Origin of the sequence: Streptomyces sp. NPDC053755, from assembly GCF_040677675.1 — a bacterium.
Lineage (GTDB): Bacteria > Actinomycetota > Actinomycetes > Streptomycetales > Streptomycetaceae > Streptomyces.
The window spans coordinates 155619-158525 of the sequence record NZ_JBFASK010000014.1 but is presented as its reverse complement, the minus strand read 5'-3'; the positions used below and the strand labels follow the sequence as shown (position 1 = coordinate 158525).

The window sequence follows — 2907 nt, the reverse complement described above, 5'->3', positions numbered from 1 at the left end:
ATAGCAGCCGATCACGGCCCTACTGACTCGAAGATCTTTACGGGACAGCCCTTAGCTGACCGTCCAGGCCGCCCGTCCGACGATCTTCTTCGCAAGGCGCTGCGGAACTGGGCCTTCGTCCTCCCGGGACCCGGCGAACGCGAAATGCCCGCCGAGATCGCCAATGCCCTGCACTGGGTGGCTAAGGCTTCCCGACCCCTTTCCGACCTCTCCGACCCCGTGATCGGGCGGGCCGTCCTCGACTCGCTCAAGCTCAAGCTGGACGGCACAGCCGCCGCCGCGGAGACCGTTCGGCGGAAGCGCCGCACCCTCGTCAACGCCATGCACTACGCCGTAGACCTGGGGGAGTTTCCGGAGAATCCGCTCGCGGCGGTCCGCTGGCAGAAGCCGAAGGTGTCCAGCGAAGTCGACCCGCGGGTCGTCGCCAACCCTGAGCAGGCCCGGTCGCTCCTGCACGCTGTCTCGTACGTGGGCGGCTACCGGCGCGCGCGGGGTCGGCGTCTCGTCGGACTCTTCGCCGGCATGTACTTCGGAGGCCTTCGCCCCGCCGAAGCCGTCGGCCTGGCCGAGTCTGATCTCTCGCTTCCCCTCTCCGGGTGGGGCTCGGCGCTCCTGCACCGGACCCGTCCCAGCGTGGGCAAGCAGTGGACCGACACGGGGGAGAGCCACGACGACCGCGGCCTGAAGAACCGGCCCGCGGAGGACGTCCGACGAGTGCCGATCCCGCCCCAACTCGTGAGCATCTTCCGGGAGCACATCGAGGCCTTCGGCACGGCAGACGACGGGCGGCTGTTCTTCAGTGAGAACGGGGGAGTGGTGTCCTCCTCCACCTACTACCGGGCCTGGCAGGAAGCCCGAGTGCTCGCGCTTCCGCCGGCCGCGGTCGCCTCGCCGCTCGCCCGGCGGCCGTACGACCTCCGGCACTCCGCGCTCTCCACGTGGCTCAACGCCGGCGTGGATCCGACCGAGGTCGCGGAGCGCGCCGGCAACAGCGTGGAGGTGCTGCTGAGTCGGTACGCCAAGTGTCTCGACGGCCGTCAGGAGGTGGCGAATCGGCGCATCGAGGACCTGCTCCGTGAGTACGAGTGAGAGTCGCTGAGAACTCGGCGCCTGGCCCCTGGACCTGTCCGGGGGCCTTCGGCGTTCTCGGGACTGACCTGCGCCGATGCCCCAAGATCCTGTCCACGAATAGTCCACAGACCTCGACATACGGCGGCGCAGGGCGGCATACGGCTGCGCATACGACAAGACCCCGTCCTCAGCGTTTCCGCTGATCACGGGGTCTGCGTGGCACTTCTGCGAAGTGCCCCCGGCAGGATTCGAACCTGCGCACACGGCTCCGGAGGCCGTTGCTCTATCCCCTGAGCTACGGGGGCGTCCGCCGCGTTCGGCGGCGACGGGTAGAACCCTACCAGCATCCGGGACGTGCCTGTGAACAGGTATTTCCGTCGCGTCACCGGGTCCTCGTTCCCCCGCACGGGTCGGAAGTGGGCAAAACCCGGACGCGGCCTCGGCCCGCGACCTACTCTCGTCGTGTGTCAGGCGTGTCCGGCCGGGTGCTTGTTGTCGATGACAACCGCGTGATCCGGCAGTTGATCAGGGTCAATCTCGAGCTTGAGGGCTTCGAGGTCGTGACCGCGGCCGATGGTGCCGAGTGTCTGGATGTCGTGCATCAGGTTTGTCCTGATGTCGTCACCCTCGACGTCGTCATGCCCAGACTGGACGGGCTGCGGACCGCCGAGCGGCTGCGGTCCGATCCGCGTACCAGTCACCTGCCGGTCGCGATCGTGAGTGCCTGTACCGAGTACGAGACGGACGGCGGCGCCGCCGTCGGCGTCGACGCGTTTCTCGCCAAGCCCTTCGAGCCCACCGAGCTCGTCCGGGTCGTGCGGCAGCTCATGCGGCGGGAAGGACACGAGCGCGGCGGTCGGCGCGGGGAGCGCCGTCATGGCGGACAGGAGGGGTCGCCGTCCGTCGACGGCAGCAGACAAGGGGTCGGACAGGCGGGGAGGGCGAGCGGTTCGCACTGAGTGAACGGCTCGCACCGCGTGCGGCCGGTCGTCGTGCAACCCCACTGCCCACCCCACTGCCCACCCCTCCGCCCGGCTCCTCGACCGCCTCCGGTCGGCCGTCGCACCGGCCCTGCCACCGGGCCCGGTCGGCCGCCGCACCGGCCCTGCCACCGCCTCCGGTCAGCGGCCTCGCCAGGACCCGCCCCTCGCCCCCCCGGTGCCCGTATGGCGAAACCGGTTCGCTTTCCGACCCCCCTCCTCCCATACGCTGGTCCCGTGACCCCCGCGGACCTCTCCCTCACCGTGCTGCACGCCGTGCGCAGCGCGGTCGACGACGGTGCGCTGCGGGTCGACGTGCCCCAGGGGATCAAGGTCGAGCGTCCGCGGCCCGGAGGGCACGGGGACTGGGTCAGCGGAGTCGCGCTCCAGCTGGCGCGAGGCGCCGGGCGTGCGCCCCGGGAGGTCGCCGAGATTCTGCGGGGACGGCTGCACCCGAGCCCCCGCTTCGCCGCCGTCGACGTCACCGGCCCCGGGTTCCTCAACTTCACCCTGCGCGACGACGCCCAGCAGAGTCTCGTCCGCGAGATCCTGCGCCGCGGGCGGAAGTACGGGTGGCAGGCGCCCACCGGTGACACCGCCCGGATCGGCTACCGCGCCGACGTGCGCGCCGCCGTCACCGCCGACGCGCTCCGGCGGATCCTCGCTTCTCAGGGCGTGCGGGTCAGTGCCGTCTGCGAAGGCGCGGCCGACCCCGCGTGGGCCGAGCTGGGGGTAGGGGCGGAGGGCGAGGGCGCCCCCCGGTGCCTTGCCGCCGACGCCGCCGGCTCCGACAGCCTGCCCGCCGACGCCGCCGGCTCCGACAGCCTGCCCGCCGACGCCGCCGGCTCCGACAGCC

2 protein-coding genes, 1 tRNA gene and 1 pseudogene are annotated in these 2907 nt (G+C 71.4%); 3 read left to right on the top strand and 1 reads right to left on the bottom strand.

Annotated elements, in window-relative coordinates; translation table 11 throughout:
• Positions 1–1089: site-specific integrase (locus AB0K65_RS16435; RefSeq protein WP_365716910.1), on the top strand; the 1089-nt coding region annotated here is incomplete at its 5' end.
• 215 nt (positions 1090–1304) lie between these two features.
• On the opposite strand, the gene AB0K65_RS16430 is transcribed toward AB0K65_RS16435, so the two are convergent.
• Positions 1305–1376 (bottom strand) — tRNA-Arg (locus AB0K65_RS16430).
• A 111-nt stretch (positions 1377–1487) separates the two neighbouring features.
• Between AB0K65_RS16430 and AB0K65_RS16425 the strand changes: the two genes are divergently transcribed.
• Positions 1488–2030: a response regulator gene (locus AB0K65_RS16425; protein WP_365716909.1), complete on the top strand. Its 543-nt coding sequence runs from the start codon at positions 1488–1490 to the stop codon at positions 2028–2030.
• A 258-nt stretch (positions 2031–2288) separates the two neighbouring features.
• Positions 2289–2907 (top strand): annotated as a pseudogene (locus AB0K65_RS16420) (arginine--tRNA ligase); the annotation flags it as partial.